13 protein-coding genes are annotated in these 16,454 nt (G+C 74.6%); 8 read left to right on the top strand and 5 right to left on the bottom strand.

Annotation, left to right across the window (positions count from 1 at the left end; translation table 11 throughout):
• The first annotated feature begins 45 nt into the window (after positions 1–45).
• A complete protein-coding gene (locus HCN08_RS18480) occupies positions 46–459 on the top strand; it encodes an SH3 domain-containing protein (protein WP_167984231.1) in 414 nt (137 codons plus the stop codon).
• Between the two features lie 60 nt (positions 460–519).
• Here the strand turns inward: HCN08_RS18480 and HCN08_RS18475 are convergent, their stop codons facing one another.
• On the bottom strand, positions 520–1,362 hold the full coding sequence (locus tag HCN08_RS18475; RefSeq protein WP_167984230.1) for a YihY/virulence factor BrkB family protein: 843 nt from the start codon (positions 1,360–1,362) through the stop codon (positions 520–522).
• Between the two features lie 193 nt (positions 1,363–1,555).
• Here HCN08_RS18475 and HCN08_RS18470 point away from each other — a divergent pair, with 193 nt between their 5' ends.
• Together HCN08_RS18470 and HCN08_RS18465 are read left to right on the top strand one after the other, a co-directional pair.
• Positions 1,556–2,260 (top strand): DUF4230 domain-containing protein, encoded by a 705-nt coding sequence (locus tag HCN08_RS18470; RefSeq protein ID WP_167984229.1) that lies wholly within the window; start codon positions 1,556–1,558, stop codon positions 2,258–2,260.
• A 42-nt stretch (positions 2,261–2,302) separates the two neighbouring features.
• Positions 2,303–3,076, top strand: coding sequence for a class I SAM-dependent methyltransferase (locus HCN08_RS18465; protein ID WP_167984228.1), 774 nt, complete (start codon positions 2,303–2,305; stop codon positions 3,074–3,076).
• Positions 3,077–3,080: 4 nt separating this feature from the next.
• Here the strand turns inward: HCN08_RS18465 and HCN08_RS18460 are convergent, their stop codons facing one another.
• On the bottom strand, positions 3,081–3,962 hold the full coding sequence (locus tag HCN08_RS18460; protein ID WP_167984227.1) for an oxygenase MpaB family protein: 882 nt from the start codon (positions 3,960–3,962) through the stop codon (positions 3,081–3,083).
• A gap of 129 nt (positions 3,963–4,091) precedes the next feature.
• Here HCN08_RS18460 and HCN08_RS18455 point away from each other — a divergent pair, with 129 nt between their 5' ends.
• A complete protein-coding gene (locus tag HCN08_RS18455; protein ID WP_167984226.1) occupies positions 4,092–4,670 on the top strand; it encodes a DoxX family protein in 579 nt (192 codons plus the stop codon).
• A gap of 98 nt (positions 4,671–4,768) precedes the next feature.
• Here HCN08_RS18455 and HCN08_RS18450 read toward each other — a convergent pair whose 3' ends face one another.
• Positions 4,769–7,636 carry a discoidin domain-containing protein gene (locus HCN08_RS18450; protein WP_240970196.1) on the bottom strand — a complete coding sequence of 956 codons (2,868 nt, stop codon included), beginning with the start codon at positions 7,634–7,636 and terminating at the stop codon, positions 4,769–4,771.
• Positions 7,637–7,783: 147 nt separating this feature from the next.
• Positions 7,784–8,911, bottom strand: coding sequence for a HesA/MoeB/ThiF family protein (locus HCN08_RS18445; protein WP_206318937.1), 1,128 nt, complete (start codon positions 8,909–8,911; stop codon positions 7,784–7,786).
• Between the two features lie 239 nt (positions 8,912–9,150).
• Here HCN08_RS18445 and HCN08_RS18440 point away from each other — a divergent pair, with 239 nt between their 5' ends.
• From HCN08_RS18440 to meaB, 4 genes are all read left to right on the top strand, one after another.
• Positions 9,151–10,482, top strand: coding sequence for a M14 family zinc carboxypeptidase (locus HCN08_RS18440; protein WP_167984225.1), 1,332 nt, complete (start codon positions 9,151–9,153; stop codon positions 10,480–10,482).
• A 128-nt stretch (positions 10,483–10,610) separates the two neighbouring features.
• The gene (locus HCN08_RS18435; RefSeq protein ID WP_167984224.1) at positions 10,611–12,473 is read left to right on the top strand and encodes a methylmalonyl-CoA mutase family protein; all 1,863 of its coding nucleotides are present in this window, start codon (positions 10,611–10,613) and stop codon (positions 12,471–12,473) included.
• A complete protein-coding gene (gene scpA, locus HCN08_RS18430; protein WP_167984223.1) occupies positions 12,470–14,686 on the top strand; it encodes a methylmalonyl-CoA mutase in 2,217 nt (738 codons plus the stop codon). The genes HCN08_RS18435 and scpA overlap by 4 nt, the downstream gene beginning before the upstream one ends.
• A gap of 7 nt (positions 14,687–14,693) precedes the next feature.
• Positions 14,694–15,683 carry a methylmalonyl Co-A mutase-associated GTPase MeaB gene (gene meaB, locus HCN08_RS18425; RefSeq protein WP_167984222.1) on the top strand — a complete coding sequence of 330 codons (990 nt, stop codon included), beginning with the start codon at positions 14,694–14,696 and terminating at the stop codon, positions 15,681–15,683.
• A gap of 52 nt (positions 15,684–15,735) precedes the next feature.
• Here meaB and HCN08_RS18420 read toward each other — a convergent pair whose 3' ends face one another.
• Entirely contained in the window at positions 15,736–16,413 is a 678-nt protein-coding gene (locus HCN08_RS18420) for an NAD(P)-dependent oxidoreductase (RefSeq protein ID WP_167984221.1), read from the bottom strand.
• Positions 16,414–16,454: the final 41 nt, after the last annotated feature.

Below are 16,454 nucleotides of genomic sequence, written 5' to 3'. Positions count from 1 at the left end.
CGCGACCCGCCGGCCCGCCCGGCGGGCTGGATCAGGAAGGCATCCATGCAGCCATTCGCCACGTCCAAGTTGCTGACCACCCTCGCGCTGACCGCCGGGGCCGCCGCCCTGAGCGTGCTGGGCGTCTCGCCGGCCGGCGCGGCCACCGCGACCGCCCACAGCACCTCACCGCGCCCCGCCCACGGCGCCGCCCCGCAGCCCGGAGCCGCCACCGACGTGGCCGCCGCGGCATCCGTCAACGGCCGGGTCGTCTCCAACCTGCCGCTGAACATCCGCGCCGCCGCGACCACCAACTCCGCGGTGCTGGGCAGCTACGCGCCGGGCACCATCGTCCACATCTCCTGCAAGGTCAACGGCCAGGTCATCGACGGCAACCCGCGCTGGTACAAGCTTGCCGACCGCACCGGCTGGGTCGCCGCCCGCTACGTCGTCAACCTCGGCACCGTCCCCTGGTGCTGACCGCCGCCGGCCGAGCCCCGCGCAGCTCACCCTGCGCGGGGACCCGGCCCGCGACGGCCGTCAGGAATCCGGCGCAGCCGCCTTCGCCCCGTCCTCGCGCTCGGCGTTGTAGTGCGCGCCCACCAGCAGCGCGAGGTTGGTGAACCACAGCCACACCAGGAAGGCCACCGCGCCGGACAGCTGCCCGTAGAGCCTGCTGTACGTGCTCATGTGCGCGGTGTACGCGGCGAAGCCCGCCGACGTCAGCAGCCACAGCCCCACCGCCACCCCGCCGCCCGGCGCCGTCGTCCGCAGCCCCGGGCCCACCGGCGGGCCGGAGCGGAAGAGGATCAGCACCGTCGCGGACGCCACCGCGACCAGCACCGGCCAGCGCAGCGCCCGCCACGCCGACACCACCGGGCCGCCCAGGTGCAGCAACGCGCCGGCCCGGTGGGCGAGTTCACCGCTGACGACCACGCAGACCGTGCTGCACACCAGCAGCACCAGCAGCATGAGCGCGGTGAACAGCACGCGCGGCGCCGTACGCCACGCCGGCCGGTGGTCGGGCACCCCGTGGATGTGGTGCAGCGCCCGGCGGAAGACCGCCGCGTAACCGCACGCCGCCCACACCGCCCCGACGCCGCTGAGCGCGGCGAGCGAGGTCGTCGCCGAGGCGTCCTCGGCCAGTTGCCGCAGCGCGTCGGCCACCAGCGGCCGGGACTGCCCCGGCATCAGCACCTCCAGGCCGCCCGGCACCCCGCTGGCGTCCGGGCTGCCGGTCAGCCCGACCACCGACAGCGTCAGCAGCAGCGCCGGGACGAGCGCCAGCACCGCGTAGTACGTCAGCGCCGCCGCGCGCTCGGTCGCGTCCTTGTCCCAGGCCGCCGCCACCGCCCGGGCCAGCGTCCGTGTCGCGCCGAACACCCCGCGCACCCTGCCTCTTCCCGCCACCGCCCGCCACCCCTCCGGCCCGTCAGCGCGCCTGTCGCGGGACATGTGCCCCGCCGGCGGCCACCCCAACTCCACTGGCCGAAAAGCGCCGTTCGGCGTCCTCTTCGCCGCCGGCCGGTCATCGACGCCGGGAGCCGGGGCAGACGCCGGAAGGAGGAGGTATGTCATGAACGCGGAAGTCGTGACGACCCGGACGCCGTGGTGGGCGCGGGTGGCGGTCGCGCTGCTGGGACTGCTGGTCGCCGTCCTGCTGCTCGGCGGCCTCCACCTGCTGCCGGGCCTGCCCAACCCGTTCGCCGAGCGCACCAAGGACCGCAGCGGGCCGGTCCTGCTGAAGTCCATCCAGGACATGAGCCGCTACGAGGGCGCCAGCGGCAACTTCGAGGTCGTCGTGGACCTGCAGAAGGACGCCAAATACCTGCCGGACGTCGTGCACGGCGAGCGGACGCTGTACGTCGGGGCGGGCAGCGTCGACGCCTATGTCGACCTCGGCACGGTCGGGCAGAACGCGGTGACGGTCTCCGACGACCGCAAGTCCGCGACGATACGGCTGCCGCACGCCGCCCTGGAGCGCCCGTCGCTGGACCCCGAGCACTCCTACATCGTCTCCCAGCAGCGCGGCCTGTTCGACCGGGTCGGCGACTTCTTCGGCAGCGACACCGGCAACGCGCAGAAGCTCAGCATCCTGGCCTCGCAGAAGATCCAGGACGCGGCCGAGCAGACCGAGCTGACGACCCGCGCCGAGACCAACACCCGCACGATGCTGGAGCGCATGCTGACCTCGCTGGGCTACACCAGCGTCACCGTCACCTTCGGGCCGCCGCCCGCCACCCCGTCGCCCTCCCACCCGGCCTCCCCGTCGGCCTCCTGAGCCCCGGGGCTAGGCTCGACCGGACGGCCGGGGAGGAGACCCATGAGCGTGCGGACGGCGGACGGCAGCGCGGGAGACGCGGACTACGGCACGATCGGCGGCGCGTACGCGGCCTACCGGCGTCCCGAGCCGCGGATCGGCGCGCTCATCGCGCGGGCCCTCGGCGCCGCCCGCACCGTGGTGAACGTCGGCGCCGGCGCGGGCTCGTACGAGTCGGCCGCCTTCGACGTCACCCCCGTGGAGCCCTCCGCGGCCATGCGGGCCCAGCGCCCCGCCCACCTGCCGCCCGCGGTGGACGGGGTCGCCGAGGCCCTGCCCTTCCCGGACGACTCCTTCGACGCGGCCATGACGACCTTCAGCATCCACCAGTGGAGCGACCCCGCCGCGGGCCTGCGCGAGATGCGCCGGGTCGCGCGCGGCCCGGTCGCCGTCCTGACCTGCGACCCCGACCTGGTGCGCGACTTCTGGCTGTACGAGTACGCGCCGCTGGTGCTGGACACCGAGGCCCGCCGCTACCCGCCGGTCGGCGCGATCACCGCCGCGCTCGGCGGCAGCGTCGAGGTCACCCCGGTGCCGATCCCCGCCGACTGCGTCGACGGCTTCAACGAGGCCTACTACGCCCGCCCCGAGATGCTGCTCGACCCGGCCGCCCGGCAGTCCTGCTCGGCGTGGAGCTTCGTCGCGCCGGACGTCGCCGCCGCCTACACCGAGCACCTGCGCCGCGACCTGGCCGACGGCACCTGGGACGCCCGGCACGGGCATCTGCGCGGGCAGCCGGAGCTGACCGGCTCGCTCGTGCTGATCCGCGCGGCCTGAGCGGCTACTTCCCCGGGCCCGGCGGCGGCGTCATCGCCCAGCGGATCGTCCGGGTCAGCCCCTGCCCGGCCCAGCGCACCCCGGTCTCCTCCACCAGCGGCAGATACGGCACCCCCAGCGGCGCCCGGGCCCACAGCGGCAGCAGCCCGACCGCGCCGGCCGCCAGCACCGCGTACGGCGCCCGTGCCGCCCACGGCAGCGGCGGGCTCAGCAGCAGGAACCGGGTGGCGTCCCGGGCCGCGCGGGTCGAGCGCAGCTCGGGCCGGTACGCCTCCAGCACCTCGGCGAGCTCCGCCTGGTCGCGCGGCGGGTCCTGGACGCCGAGGGCGGTCGCGACCCGCGCGGCGTCGGCCACGTACGCGTCGTATCCGGCGTCGTCCAGCGGGGCGGCGCCGTAGCGGCGGTGGGCGCGCAGGAAGCTGTCGACCTCGGCGGCATGGACCCAGCCCAGCAGGTGCGGGTCCGAGGCCCGGTAGGGCTCGCCGTCCGGCGTGGTGCCGCGGACCCGCTCGTGGATGGCGCGTACCCGCGCCACGGCCTGCTCGGCGTCGCCGGCCGTCCCGAAGGTCGTCACGGCCAGGAAGCCGCTGGTGCGCTGGAGCCGGCCCCACGGGTCGCCGCGGAAGCCGGAGTGCGCGGCGACCGCGGCCATGGCCAGCGGGTGCAGCGACTGGAGCAGCAGGGCGCGCAGGCCGCCGGTGAACATCGACGCGTCGCCGTGCACGGTACGGATGGGCCGGTCGGGGCCGAACCAGCGCGGGCCCGGTGTGTCGTGCACCCGGGCCCGGGTCGCGGGCCCGTCGGGTCCCGCCACCCGCGCGAAGAGCGCGCCGCCGAGCCGCCGGCGCACCGCGCCGAGGCCGGGTATCTCCGGGTAGGCCACCACGGTGCCACTGTACGGCGAGCGGGTGCGCCGGCGGCGGGCCGGGGGAAGGATGGGCCTCGGACCGCGGGGCCGCACGCGCCCCGCCGCCCGCGTACCGCCCACCCCCGAGGAGCGGAAGGTCCCACCGCCATGACGTTCGGCCACCGCAAGGACATCGGACTGCTCGCCCTGCGGCTGGGCACGGGCGGGGTGCTGCTCGCGCACGGCGCGCAGAAGCTGCTCGGCTGGTTCGGCGGCGGCGGGATCGACGGCACGGCCGCGGCGATGGAGCGGATGGGCTTCACACCGGCCCGGCAGAGCGCGATGGCCGCCGGGCTCGGCGAGGCGGGCGGCGGGGCGCTGCTCGCGCTGGGCCTGGCGACGCCGGTGGCGGGCGCGGCGGCGGCCGGCGCGATGGCCGGGGCGGTGGCGGTGCACGCGCCGGCCGGCTTCTTCGCGCACCAGGGCGGCTTCGAATACCCCGCCTTCCTGGGCTTCGCCGCCGCGGGCCTGGGGCTGGCGGGCCCGGGCCGCTACTCCTTCGACGCGCTCACCGGGCACCGGCTGAACCGCCCCGGCGGGGTGCTGCTGGCCTTCGCGCTCAGCGCGGCGGCGGCCACCGTCGTGGTCAACCGCCGGGCCTCGGTCCTGGCGGCGGCGGCCGGCCGGGAGGCGGGCGTGGCCGCCGAGCAGGACACCGAACCGGAGGCCGACCCCGGCACCTGGTAGGCGCCGCGGCGGCTCCGAGAACGCGGACCGCGGGCCCGCCAGGCGCGTGGCGGGCCCGCGGGGCCGGTGGGATCGCTGCGGAGCGCCAGGTCAGGACGTCAGGAGGTCCACACCTGGAACTCCGAGAGCTGGCCGGCCGGCCAGCCGGTGTTGGCCGTGACGTTCACCCGGAAGTAGCGCTGGGTGGTGGCGGGGAAGGTGAGGGTCACCGTGTTGCCGGTGGCCGGGTCGAAGGTGGCGGCCGTCGACGCCTTCACGGTGCTGAAGGACGAGCCGTCGGTGCTGCCCAGCAGGGCGAGCGTCTGGGTGCGGGCGCCCCAGGACGCCGGGAGCTGGAGCACCACGCGCGACGCGCTGCGCGCCGAGCCCAGGTCGACCTGGACCCACTGCGGGAAGGCGTTGTTGGCGCTCTCCCAGTAGCTGTTGCGGTCGCCGTCGGTGACGTGCGAGGACGTGTAGACGTCGGTGTGGCTGGACTCGGCGGTGGGCCGGCCCGCGGCCAGGTCGGTGGGCGTGGTGGGGCCGCCGGAGGTGGCGAAGGCGAGGCTGTTGAGGTTCCAGCCGCCGTTGTCCTCGTTGAGCGTGAGGACCTGCCGGCCGGCGGGCAGCGTGACGCTCGCGGTGACGGTGGTCCACGCCTGCCAGTCGCCGGTGGCGGGGATGGCGACCGCGCCGGTGAGGTTGGTGCCGGAGGCGTTGGACAGGTGCAGGGCGCCGCCGACCGCGGCGGGCGCGGCCACCCGCAGGCTCACGGTGTAGGTGCCCGCGGAGGCGGCGTTCACGGTGTAGCGGAACCACTGGCCGCCGCCGGTCCAGCCGAGGTCGTAGCCGCCGCCGGTGTCGGAGGTGGTCTCCAGGTTCACGCCGTCCGTCCGGTAGGCGGTGCCGTTGCCGTTGACGGAGGTGACGCTGTAGCCGAGGCCCTGCCCGCCGGTGTCGTAGTTCTCCGCCTGCACGGTGCCGGGGATCGCGGCGGGCGTGCCGCCGTAGGGCTGCTCGGTGGGCGGCGGGGTCGTGCCGCCGCCCTGCCAGCTGTTGCCGCTGAGGGTGGCGGTGAAGCCGCCGGAGTTGTCGAGGTAGGCGGTGTTGCCGGGCTTGACGCCGGTCACGGTGTTGCCGCTGATCGTCGCCGAGCCGGAGGGCGCCGGGTAGAACGGCGGGGAGATCACGATGCCGTTGCGCCCGGGGGTGGTCACGGTGTTGTCCTGGAGCAGGGTGTTGGTGGACTGCGAGAAGCCGATCCCGTCGTAGAGGGAGTCCACGACGGTGTTCCCGGTCGCCGTCACATGGTCCACGACGCCGGTGTTCTGGCCGTCGCCGCCGTAGCCGATGTGGAAGGCGGGCTGGCCCTGGCTGTAGGCGTTGCCACCGGAGCGCACCACGACGTTGCCGGTGATGGTCGCCGACAGCAGGTCGTTGCCGTTGACGCCGAACCGGCCGGCGCCCAGGCCGATGTAACGGGCGGTGTCGCTCACGTAGTTGTTCGTGATGTGGTGCCCGCTGCCGCCGTAGATCGCGACGCCCTTGCCGCCCCAGGGGGCGATCGAGGTGTTGTTGCTCACCGTCACGTTCGACATCGGGGTGTAGTACGTCTTCGAGCCGTCGCCGTTGGTGTTGTAGTCCACCGAGTTGATGGCGATGGCGTCGTCGCCGGTGCCGCGCACGAAGTTGTTCGTGACGGTCAGGTCGGCGCCCTTGCCGCCGTTCAGAGAGACGTTGTTGACGTTGATGCCGTCGGCCCAGATCGCGGTGAGCCGGCTGTTCTTGACGGTGCCGCCGGTGCCGGAGGCCCAGAAGCCGGACATGGTGTGCTGCGTCCAGATGCCGTCCGCCGACCAGTTGGTGCCGGTGGTGTCCATGGCGCCGCCGTCACCGCCGATGGTGCTGCGGCTGACCGCGTTGGCGTCGATGTGGAAGTTCTGCACATGGCAGGACGTCACCTCGAACAGCGCCGCCAGCGGCGTGTTGTTGGGCACCGGGACGTCGCGGTAGACCGTGCTGTACCACAGGCCCGCGCCGGCGATCGTGATGCCCTGGGCGCGCAGGCCCGTGGTGCCCTTGACGTAGAAGGTGCCCTGCGGGATCCACAGCGTCTTGCCCTGCGACTGGGCCTGGTTGATGCAGTTCTGGATCGCCGGCCCCGAGTCCGCGGCCTGGCTGTCGGCGGCGCCGTTGGTGGGGGTGTTGTCGGCGACGGCACCGCAGCTGGTGATGGAGATCGAGTTCGCCGGCTGCGGCAGCGGCGCCGGCGGGTTCTCCACGTCGACGACGTCCACGTCGTACGAACTCGCGCTGTTCGCCGCGTCCTTGACCAGGGAGAAGGTCGCGCCGGCCGGGATGGCGGAGCCGGTGACGAAGGCGTGCGACTCGTCCCAGAAGATCCGCGGGCTGCCGTCGGCGGGGTTCTGGTTGTCGCTGGTGTTGTAGTTGTTGTTGCCCTCGTAGACCCAGGTCTGCTTGGAGTTGAGGTTCAGCGCCTGCCGGAAGGTGCCGTTGACGTAGAGGTCGAGGGTGGCGGTGGTGCCGCCGCCCGAGGGTGAATCGGGGATGCTGGCGCGGACGTTGAGGAAGCTGATCGGCCGGCCGGTGGTGTTGGTCCACTGCACCGACTGGCCGGTGCCGGCCAGATGCGCGTACGCGTGGCCGGACGCCTCCAGTGCCGCGCTGGAGAACTGCGTGGTGGGCGCCGCGGTGAGCGCGACGGTGCTCGCGCCGCCGCCGAGCGCGCCCGCCTCGGCCTCGTAACTGGCGAAGGCGGTGGTCGCGCCGACCCCGTTCCCGGGTACGGGCGCGGCGGCCGGGGCCGCGGCGGCGGCCTGTGCGGGGGTGGCGGCGCCGGCCGGTGCCAGGGCCAGCATGCCGGAGGCGGCGGCGCCGGCGAGGAGGGTCGTGACGGCGACGGCGAGCGCCGGTACGCGCCGCCGGGCGCGGCCTGGGCCGCGTGGGAAGTCGGGCAACACCCGCATCTGAAGCTCCTTCAGGACGGTGGGGGGACCGGGCGCCCCGACCGTACAGAGAGCGAAGGAAACGCCGCAAGGTTGCGATCGAGTAAAGAAAGAATTTCACGAAAGGCTGGAAGATCGCCGCATAGCGATCGCGGAACCCGGCGCCGGCTACCCGGCGTCCCCCGTCGGCGGCGTTCCGCAGGCCGGGCAGTCCGGGCGGCGCGGGAAGCGCTGGACGTCCGGGTCCTCCAGCGCGGCGAGGTTGACCCCGTAGCGGAAGCCCGCGGGCATCGGTGGCGCCCCGGTCAGCAGCGCCAGCGCCGCATGCGCGATCAGCAGCCCCGACAGGCCCGCGGTGACCGCCGTGACCGGATTCCACGGCATGCGCGGCGAGGCGGCGTCCTCCTCCTGCCCGGGCGCGAGGCCCAGGTCGCGCCGCTCCACCTCACCGGTCCGCAGGCACTGCCAGCAGGGACCGGCCCCCGGCACGTACACCCCGAACGACGCCAGCGGCCCCTTGTAGCCGCCGTCGATCCACGGGGTGCCGGCCGTCAGGCACACCGCGTTGGCCCAGCGGCGGATCTCCGGCGGCTGGTCGGCGCACAGCAACAGCAGGTCGTACGGCTCCCGGCGGGCGCCCAGCAGCGCCGCAAGCCGCCCGGGGCCGTCCACCAGGGCCCGCTCGCTGGTCGTCGCCACGTCGGAGTTCAGCGCCCGCAGCGTCTGCGCCGCCGCCTCCGCCTTGGGCCGCCCGAGGTCCGCCTCCCGGTACAGCGGCTGCCGGTTGAGGTTGGACAGCTCCACCCGGTCGGGATCCACGCAGTGCAGATGCCCGACGCCCGAGGCCACCAGCGCCTGCGCCGCGTAACCGCCCGTGCCGCCCAGGCCGATCAGCAGCACCCGCGCCGCCCGCAGCCGCTCCTGCATCTCCCACGCGCTGCGCCGCGGCCCCCGGTCCAGCCAGCGCAGCAGCGGCACCCCCCGGCTGTAGCGCTCCACCTCCCGCGCGCTCAGCGCCGGCGCGGGCGCCGCCCCGTCCTCCAGATGGCCGGCCTCGCCGAGGTCCGCGACCGCCTGGACTGCGTCGGCCGCCGTCACCCCCGGATGCGCCGCGGCCACCAGCGCGGCCACCTCCGGCACGGTCCTGGTCCCGTCCAGCGCCTCGACGAGCGTCCACACCCAGCCGTCCGGATCGTCGATCTCCACCCCGATGCCGTAGACGACACTGCCGAGCCGGACCGTGCCGGCCACCGTGCGGTATCCCGAATGCTCGGGCTTGATTCTCGGCCGTAACATGTGAATAGGCCAACTCCGTTTATGCCAGGCGTCCTTGACATGCCGCAGTCCACATGAATCACTTGTTCCCCGTCAACCGACACCGCAGTCGAAGTGGTGCCCACCGAAAGGGGTTTGTGACGTGCGCAGGATCGTGATCAGGCCGCTCGCGAAGAAGCAGACCGCGTCCGGCAGCAGCGAGTCCGGGAACTGACCGGCGGCGGCGGCCGATTTCCGGCCACGGGGGGGGAGTCGCGACGGTGATCGACACGTCGACGAGTGCCGGAAGGGCGATCATCGCCGCCGACCGGTATCCCAGTCTCGAAGAACTCCGGGACAGCGCGCGGGAACTGGCCGCGCGCCGTCCCGACCTGTGCCGGCTGCGCACCGTCGGCACCTCCCGCGCGGGCCGGCCGCTGGACCTGCTCACCGTCGGGGAGGCCGCAGCCACCGGTGACAACGTGCTGGTCATGACCGGAACCCACCCCGACGAACTCGTCGGCCGCGCCACCATGCTGGAACTCGCCCACCGCCTCGTGGCCGCCCCGGCGCCGCACCCGCCGGTGGCATGGCATTTCCTGCTGTGCGTGGACCCGGACGGCGCGCACCTCGCGGACGGCGCCCAACGGGCCCGCACATTGCCGGAGTTCTTCACGCACTACTTTCGGCCCGCTTCCGCGGAACAGGCGGAATGGGCCCCGTCAATAGGTGTGATGCTGCCGGAAAGCCGCATTCTGCTCGACCTGATCGACGATCTCCGCCCTTGTGTGCAGTTCTCGCTGCACGGAACGGACGTCGGCGGCACCTTCGTGCAGACCACCCGCGAGATACCGGGCCTCGCCGAGCCGTTCGGGAAATCCGCCGCGGAACTCGGCATCCCCGTCGAGACCGGCTGCTTCGACACCCTGCCCTACCGGGAATACGCCCCCGGCGTCTTCCTCATGGAGCGCCCCGCCCCGACGCCCGCCCCGACGCCCGGCCCGCCGGACGGCCCGCCGGGCGGCCCCGGCGGCGAGATCACCTGGTTCGCGCCACTGCGGCACGGCGGCGACACCGTCATCGTCGAGGCACCCATCTGGGCCTGCGAACGCCTCGGCGACACCCGGGTGTGCGCCGACCCCGAGCCCCGGCTGGCCGGATACGCCGACCGGCTGCGCCGCCGCGGCGGCCGGCTCGCCGCACTGCGCGACGAGGCGCTGGCCCTGCTGCCCGGCGCCGACGACCCGTTCCTGCGCTCGGTGCACACGCAGTTCCGGTCCTTCGCGCGGATCCCCGACCTGTGGGACCCGCGGACCGGCGCGCCGCTGCTGCCCCGCTCCGGGCCGCTCACCGAGGCCCACCTGGCCGGCCTGGAGCAGTGGACGCACCGGCTGCCCGCCAGGACCGCCGCCCTGCTGCGCCGCGCCGTCACCCCGGCCGGCCCGGCCGCCGCGCACCTCGCCGCCCGGCTCGACGCCCTCCTCGGCACCTGGGTCGCCGACTACCGGCGCGCCCTGCCCGCCACCCGGGTGCCCGTCGCCCGGCAGGCCGCCCACCAGGCGACCACCGTCCAGGCCGCGGTCGCCCTCACCCGCCCCGGCACGACCGGCTGAAAGCGGCCGGATCCCGCCCCCCGCACGGGCCCGTAGCGGTGCCGGTGGGGAGTGACGGGGCAGTAGTAGGGGTGCCCCGGCCACCTTTAGGGGCGGGAATCCCAGCACGCCTGACCTAGCATTCCCGTATGACGGTATTGCCTGACGAGGGGATCTCCCCGGCCGCGCCCTTCCCCGAGGCCACCCGCGAGCAGTGGCGCGAGCTCGTGGCCGGGGTGCTGCGCAAGTCCGGCAAGGACCTCACCGGACCCGACGCCGAGGCCGCACTCGCCACCACCCTGGAGGGCGGCCTGACCGTACGGCCGCTCTACACCGCCGAGGACACCGCGCCCGACCCCGGGCTGCCCGGCTTCCCGCCGTACGTCCGCGGCAGCGGCCTGCTCGGCGGCTGGGACGTGCGGCAGCGCCACGAGGGCACCGACCCCGCGGCGGCCAACGAGGCGATCCTCGACGACCTGGAGAACGGCGCCACCTCCCTGTGGCTCGCGGTCGGCGGCACCGCGCTGCCCCCCGACGCGCTGGCCCGCGCCCTGGACGGCGTCTACCTCGACCTCGCGCCCGTCGTCCTGGACGCCGGCCCCGACACCGGCGCCGCCGCGTCCGCCCTGCTCGCCCTCTACGAGCGGCAGGGCGTCGACCCCGGCGCCGCCCGGGTGTGCCTGGGCGCCGACCCCCTCGCGCACACCGCCCGCACGGGCCGGCCGGCCGGCTACGACGACGCCGTGGACCTGGCCCTGCGCGCCGACCGCGACCACCCGGGACTGCGCGCCCTCACCGTGGACGCGCTGCCCTACCACGAGGCCGGCGGCACCGCGGTGCAGGAACTCGGCGCCTCGCTCGCCACCGGCGTCGCCTACCTGCGGCTGCTCACCGGCGCCGGCCTCGGCGTCGAAGGCGCCCTGCGGCAACTGGAGTTCCGCTACGCCGCGACCGCCGACCAGTTCCTCACCACCGCCAAATTCCGTGCCGCGCGCCGGCTGTGGGCCCGCGTCGCACAGGCCAGCGGGGTGCCCGCGGCCGGCGGGCAGCGCCAGCACGCCGTCACCTCCACCGTGATGACCACCCGCCGCGACCCGTACGTCAACATGCTGCGTACCACCCTCGCCGCGCTCGGCGCGGGCGTCGGCGGCGCCGACGCGGTCACCGTGCTGCCCTTCGACGAGGCCCTGGGCCTGCCCGACGCCTTCTCCCGCCGGATCGCCCGCAACACCTCCGCGATCCTGCTGGAGGAGTCGCACCTCGGCCATGTCGCCGACCCGGCGGGCGGCTCCTGGTACGTCGAGCGGCTGACCGACGAACTCGCCCACGCCGCCTGGGCGTTCTTCCAGGAACTGGAAGCCGCCGGCGGCCAGGGCAAGGCGCTCGCCTCCGGGATGCTCGGCGAGCGCATCGCCGCCGCCTGGGCCGAGCGCAGCCGCCGGCTCGCCACCCGCCGCGAACCCGTCACCGGCGTCAGCGAGTTCCCGCACCTCGCCGAGCAGCCCGTCGTCCGCCCGCCGGCCCCGCCCCGCCCCGCCGGCGGCCTGCCCCGGGTGCGCCGCGACGAGGCGTACGAGGCGCTGCGCGCCCGCTCCGACGCCCACCTGGCCGCGACCGGCACCCGCCCCCGGGTCTTCCTCGCCGCCCTCGGCAGCGCCGCGGCCCACACCGCCCGCGCCTCCTTCGCGGCGAACATCTTCCAGGCCGGCGGCGTCGAGCCGGTGCACGAACCGGTGACCGTCACCGCCGACACCGTCGCCGCCGCCTTCGCCGCGAGCGGCGCCGGGATCGCCTGCGTGTGCTCCAGCGACGCCCTCTACGCCGAGCAGGGCCCCGCCGTGGTGGCGGCGCTGCGGGCGGCCGGGGCACGCTGGATCTACCTGGCCGGCCGGCCCGGCACCCTGCCGGACCTGGACGGCTACGTCTTCCTGGGCTGCGACGCCGTCGCCGTCCTGACCCGCGTACTGGACCGCGCCGGCTGCGCGACCGAAACGGATGGTGAGGCGGCATGAGCGGCAGCACGGGCATCCCGGACTTCACCGGGATACCGCTGGACGACGGCAGCCCCGGCGACGCCACCGAGGACCGCTGGCACGCCGCGGTCAAGGAGGCCACCGGCAGCAGCGAGGCCGACCTGGTGTGGGAGACGCCCGAGGGCATCGGCGTCCGCCCGCTCTACACCGCCCGCGACCTCGAAGGACTCGACACCCTCGGCACCTACCCCGGCATCGCGCCCTTCCTGCGCGGGCCCTACCCCACGATGTACGTCAACCAGCCGTGGACCATCCGGCAGTACGCCGGCTTCTCCACCGCCGAGGAGTCCAACGCCTTCTACCGGCGCAACCTCGCCGCCGGCCAGAAGGGCCTGTCCGTCGCCTTCGACCTGCCCACGCACCGCGGCTACGACAGCGACCACCCGCGGGTCACCGGCGACGTCGGCATGGCGGGCGTCGCGATCGACTCGATCTACGACATGCGGCAGCTCTTCGACGGCATCCCGCTGGACCGCATGACCGTGTCGATGACCATGAACGGCGCGGTGCTGCCCGTGCTCGCCCTCTACATCGTGGCCGCCGAGGAGCAGGGGGTGCCGCCGGAAAAGCTCGCCGGCACCATCCAGAACGACATCCTCAAGGAGTTCATGGTCCGCAACACCTACATCTATCCCCCCAAGCCCTCGATGCGGATCATCTCCGACATCTTCGCCTACACCTCGCAGAAGATGCCGCGCTACAACTCGATCTCCATCTCCGGCTACCACATCCAGGAAGCCGGCGCGACGGCCGACCTGGAACTCGCCTACACCCTCGCCGACGGCGTCGAGTACCTGCGCGCCGGACAGGCCGCGGGCCTGGACGTGGACGCGTTCGCGCCGCGGCTGTCGTTCTTCTGGGCGATCGGCATGAACTTCTTCATGGAGATCGCCAAGCTGCGTGCCGCCCGGCTGCTGTGGGCCCGGCTGGTCCGGCAGTTCGGCGCAAAGAACCCCAAGTCGCTCTCGCTGCGCACCCATTCGCAGACCTCCGGCTGGTCGCTGACCGCCCGCGACGTCTACAACAACGTCACCCGCACCTGCGTCGAGGCGATGGCCGCAACCCAGGGCCATACCCAGTCGCTGCACACCAACGCCCTCGACGAGGCGCTGGCGCTGCCCACCGACTTCTCCGCCCGCATCGCCCGCAACACCCAGCTGCTGCTCCAGCAGGAGTCCGGCACCTGCCGCGTCGTCGACCCGTGGGGCGGCAGCGCCTACGTCGAGCGCCTCACCCACGACCTGGCCGAGCGCGCCTGGCAGCACATCCAGGAGGTCGAGGCCGCCGGCGGCATGGCCCAGGCCATCGACGCCGGCATCCCCAAGCTGCGCGTCGAGGAGGCCGCGGCCCGCACCCAGGCCCGTATCGACTCCGGGCGGCAGCCGCTCATCGGCATCAACAAATACCAGGTCGCTGCCGACGAGCAGATCGACGTCCTCAAGGTCGACAACTCCGCGGTGCGCGCCAGCCAGATCGCCAAGCTGGAGCGGCTGCGCGCCGAACGCGACGACACCGCCTGCCGCGCCGCCCTGGACGCCCTCACCGAAGCCGCGGGCCGCGCCCCCGGCGCCTCGCTGGACGGCAACCTGCTGGCGCTCGCGGTCGACGCGGCCCGTGCCAAGGCCACCGTCGGGGAGATCTCCGACGCGCTGGAGAAGGTGTACGGCCGGCACGCGAGCCAGATCCGTACGATCTCCGGTGTGTACCGCGAAGAGGCAGGCCGGTCGGCCGCGACGGACGGCACCCGGGACCTGGTCGAGCGCTTCACCGAGGCCGAGGGCCGCCGGCCGCGCATCCTGGTCGCCAAGATGGGGCAGGACGGCCACGACCGCGGCCAGAAGGTCATCGCGACCGCCTTCGCCGACCTCGGCTTCGACGTGGACGTCGGCCCGCTGTTCCAGACGCCCGCCGAGGTCGCCCGGCAGGCCGTCGAGGCCGACGTGCACATCGTCGGCGTCTCCTCGCTCGCCGCCGGGCACCTCACGCTGGTGCCGGCGCTGCGCGAGGAACTGGCCGCCGAGGGCCGCGAGGACATCATGATCGTGGTCGGCGGCGTCATCCCCCCGCAGGACATCCCGGCGCTGCACGAAGCCGGCGCCGCCGCCGTCTTCCCGCCCGGCACGGTTATCCCCGAAGCCGCGCACGACCTGGTGACCAGGCTCGGCGCGGCCCTGGGCCACGGGGAGCTGTAGCCGCGGCATGCGCACAGAAGACGTCGACACGTACGTGAAAGGTGTCCTCGACGGGCGCCGGGCCGCGGTGGCGCGGGCGATCACCCTGGTGGAGTCCTCCCGCGCCGACCACCGGGCGCTCGCCCAGCGGATGCTGACCCAGCTGTTGCCGCACACCGGGGGCGCCCGGCGGATCGGCGTCAGCGGGGTGCCGGGCGTCGGCAAGTCCACCTTCATCGACGCCTTCGGCACCCTGCTCACCGGCCTCGGCCACCGGGTCGCGGTGCTCGCCGTCGACCCGTCCTCGACCCGCACCGGCGGCTCCATCCTCGGCGACAAGACCCGCATGGAACGCCTCGCCGTGGACCCGGCCGCCTTCGTCCGCCCCTCGCCGAGCGCCGGCACCCTGGGCGGCGTGGCGCGGGCCACCCGCGAGTCCATGGTCGTCATGGAGGCCGCGGGCTACGACGTGGTGCTCGTCGAGACCGTCGGCGTCGGCCAGTCCGAGACGGCCGTCGCGGGCATGGTCGACACCTTCCTGCTGCTGACGCTCGCCCGCACCGGCGACCAGCTCCAGGGCATCAAGAAGGGCGTGCTGGAACTCGCCGACGTCATCGCCGTCAACAAGGCGGACGGCCCGCACGAGCGGGACGCGCGCGCCGCCTCCCGCGAACTGGCCGGCGCGCTGCGGCTGATGCACCCCGCGGACGCCGGCTGGACCCCGCCGGTCCTCACGTGCAGCGCGCGCGAGTCGACCGGCCTGGAGACGGTCTGGGAGCGCCTGGAGGCCCACCGCGCCCGGCTCGCGGCGGACGGCACGCTCGCCGCCAAGCGCCGCGAGCAGCAGGTCGACTGGGCCTGGTCCATGACCCGCGACACCCTGCTCACCCGGCTGCGCACCCATCCCGCCGTACGCGACCTCGCCCCGCGGGTCGAGGAGCAGCTGCGGGCCGGCCGGCTGACCGCGGCCGACGCCGCCGACCGGCTGCTGCGGGCCTTCGACGGCGCCACGGACTGAGCCGGGCTCATATCGCTCCGGGCGCTGAGGGTGTTCAGGCCGTTCAGGCCGTTCAGGTCGCGACGCCCAGGGCCTGGTGGACGGTCGAGGGGTCGGTGACGCAGCGCAGCATCAGGTGGGCGACGTCCGCGCGCGGAACGGTGGAGCCGCCCCTGAGGTTGCGGCCGACCGCGGTGCGGTAATTCCCCGTCAGCGGCTTGTCGGTCAGCCGCGGCGGGCGCACCACCGTCCAGTCCAGGCCGCTCTCGCGGAGCACGTCCTCCATGACGGCGAGGTCGGCGAAGACCTTGCCGAGGAAGAGCTTGCCCAGCGGGGCGGCGACATAGCGCATGGCCAGGGTGTCGCCCGGGTCGTGCCGCGGCGGGTGCGGGCGGCCCGGCGAGGGCGTCGTCGAGACCGGCGCGGCGCTCACCGCGACGATCCGCGGCACCCCGGCCGCCCGCATCGCCGCGACGATCGCCCGGGTCCCGGCGCCGGTGTGCCCGGCGTCGGCCTGCCCGTGCGGACCGAACCCGGACAGCACCGCGTCCGCCCCGCCGACGGCGAGCTCCAGCACCTCCGGGTCGGGCGCGGCCAGGTCGGCGGTGACCACCCGCAGCGCCGGGTCCGCCCGCCCGCCGAGCTTGGCGGGGCTGCGCACCACCGCGGTCACCGAGTGCCCGGCGGCGAGCGCCTGGTCCAGCAGGTGGCGGCCGACACCGCCGGTCGCGGCGAAGATCGTCAGCTTCATCTCTCCTCCATCTCCGTGGCGGGCCGCGGCCGATCCGCCCT

It is taken from the genome of Actinacidiphila epipremni, from assembly GCF_012034175.1.
Taxonomy (GTDB): domain Bacteria; phylum Actinomycetota; class Actinomycetes; order Streptomycetales; family Streptomycetaceae; genus Actinacidiphila; species Actinacidiphila epipremni.
This window is presented reverse-complemented; position numbering and strand designations above follow the sequence as displayed.

Excerpts from the sequence above, each read along its gene's own strand:
- HCN08_RS18480 (WP_167984231.1), top strand. The coding sequence starts at position 46 with ATGCAGCCATTCGCCACGTCCAAGTTGCTGACCACCCTCGCGCTGACC.
- HCN08_RS18470 (WP_167984229.1), top strand. The coding sequence starts at position 1,556 with ATGAACGCGGAAGTCGTGACGACCCGGACGCCGTGGTGGGCGCGGGTG.
- HCN08_RS18465 (WP_167984228.1), top strand. The coding sequence starts at position 2,303 with ATGAGCGTGCGGACGGCGGACGGCAGCGCGGGAGACGCGGACTACGGC.
- HCN08_RS18455 (WP_167984226.1), top strand. The coding sequence starts at position 4,092 with ATGACGTTCGGCCACCGCAAGGACATCGGACTGCTCGCCCTGCGGCTG.
- HCN08_RS18450 (WP_240970196.1), bottom strand. The coding sequence starts at position 7,636 with ATGCGGGTGTTGCCCGACTTCCCACGCGGCCCAGGCCGCGCCCGGCGG.
- HCN08_RS18445 (WP_206318937.1), bottom strand. The coding sequence starts at position 8,911 with ATGTTACGGCCGAGAATCAAGCCCGAGCATTCGGGATACCGCACGGTG.
- HCN08_RS18435 (WP_167984224.1), top strand. The coding sequence starts at position 10,611 with ATGACGGTATTGCCTGACGAGGGGATCTCCCCGGCCGCGCCCTTCCCC.
- scpA (WP_167984223.1), top strand. The coding sequence starts at position 12,470 with ATGAGCGGCAGCACGGGCATCCCGGACTTCACCGGGATACCGCTGGAC.
- meaB (WP_167984222.1), top strand. The coding sequence starts at position 14,694 with ATGCGCACAGAAGACGTCGACACGTACGTGAAAGGTGTCCTCGACGGG.
- HCN08_RS18420 (WP_167984221.1), bottom strand. The coding sequence starts at position 16,413 with ATGAAGCTGACGATCTTCGCCGCGACCGGCGGTGTCGGCCGCCACCTG.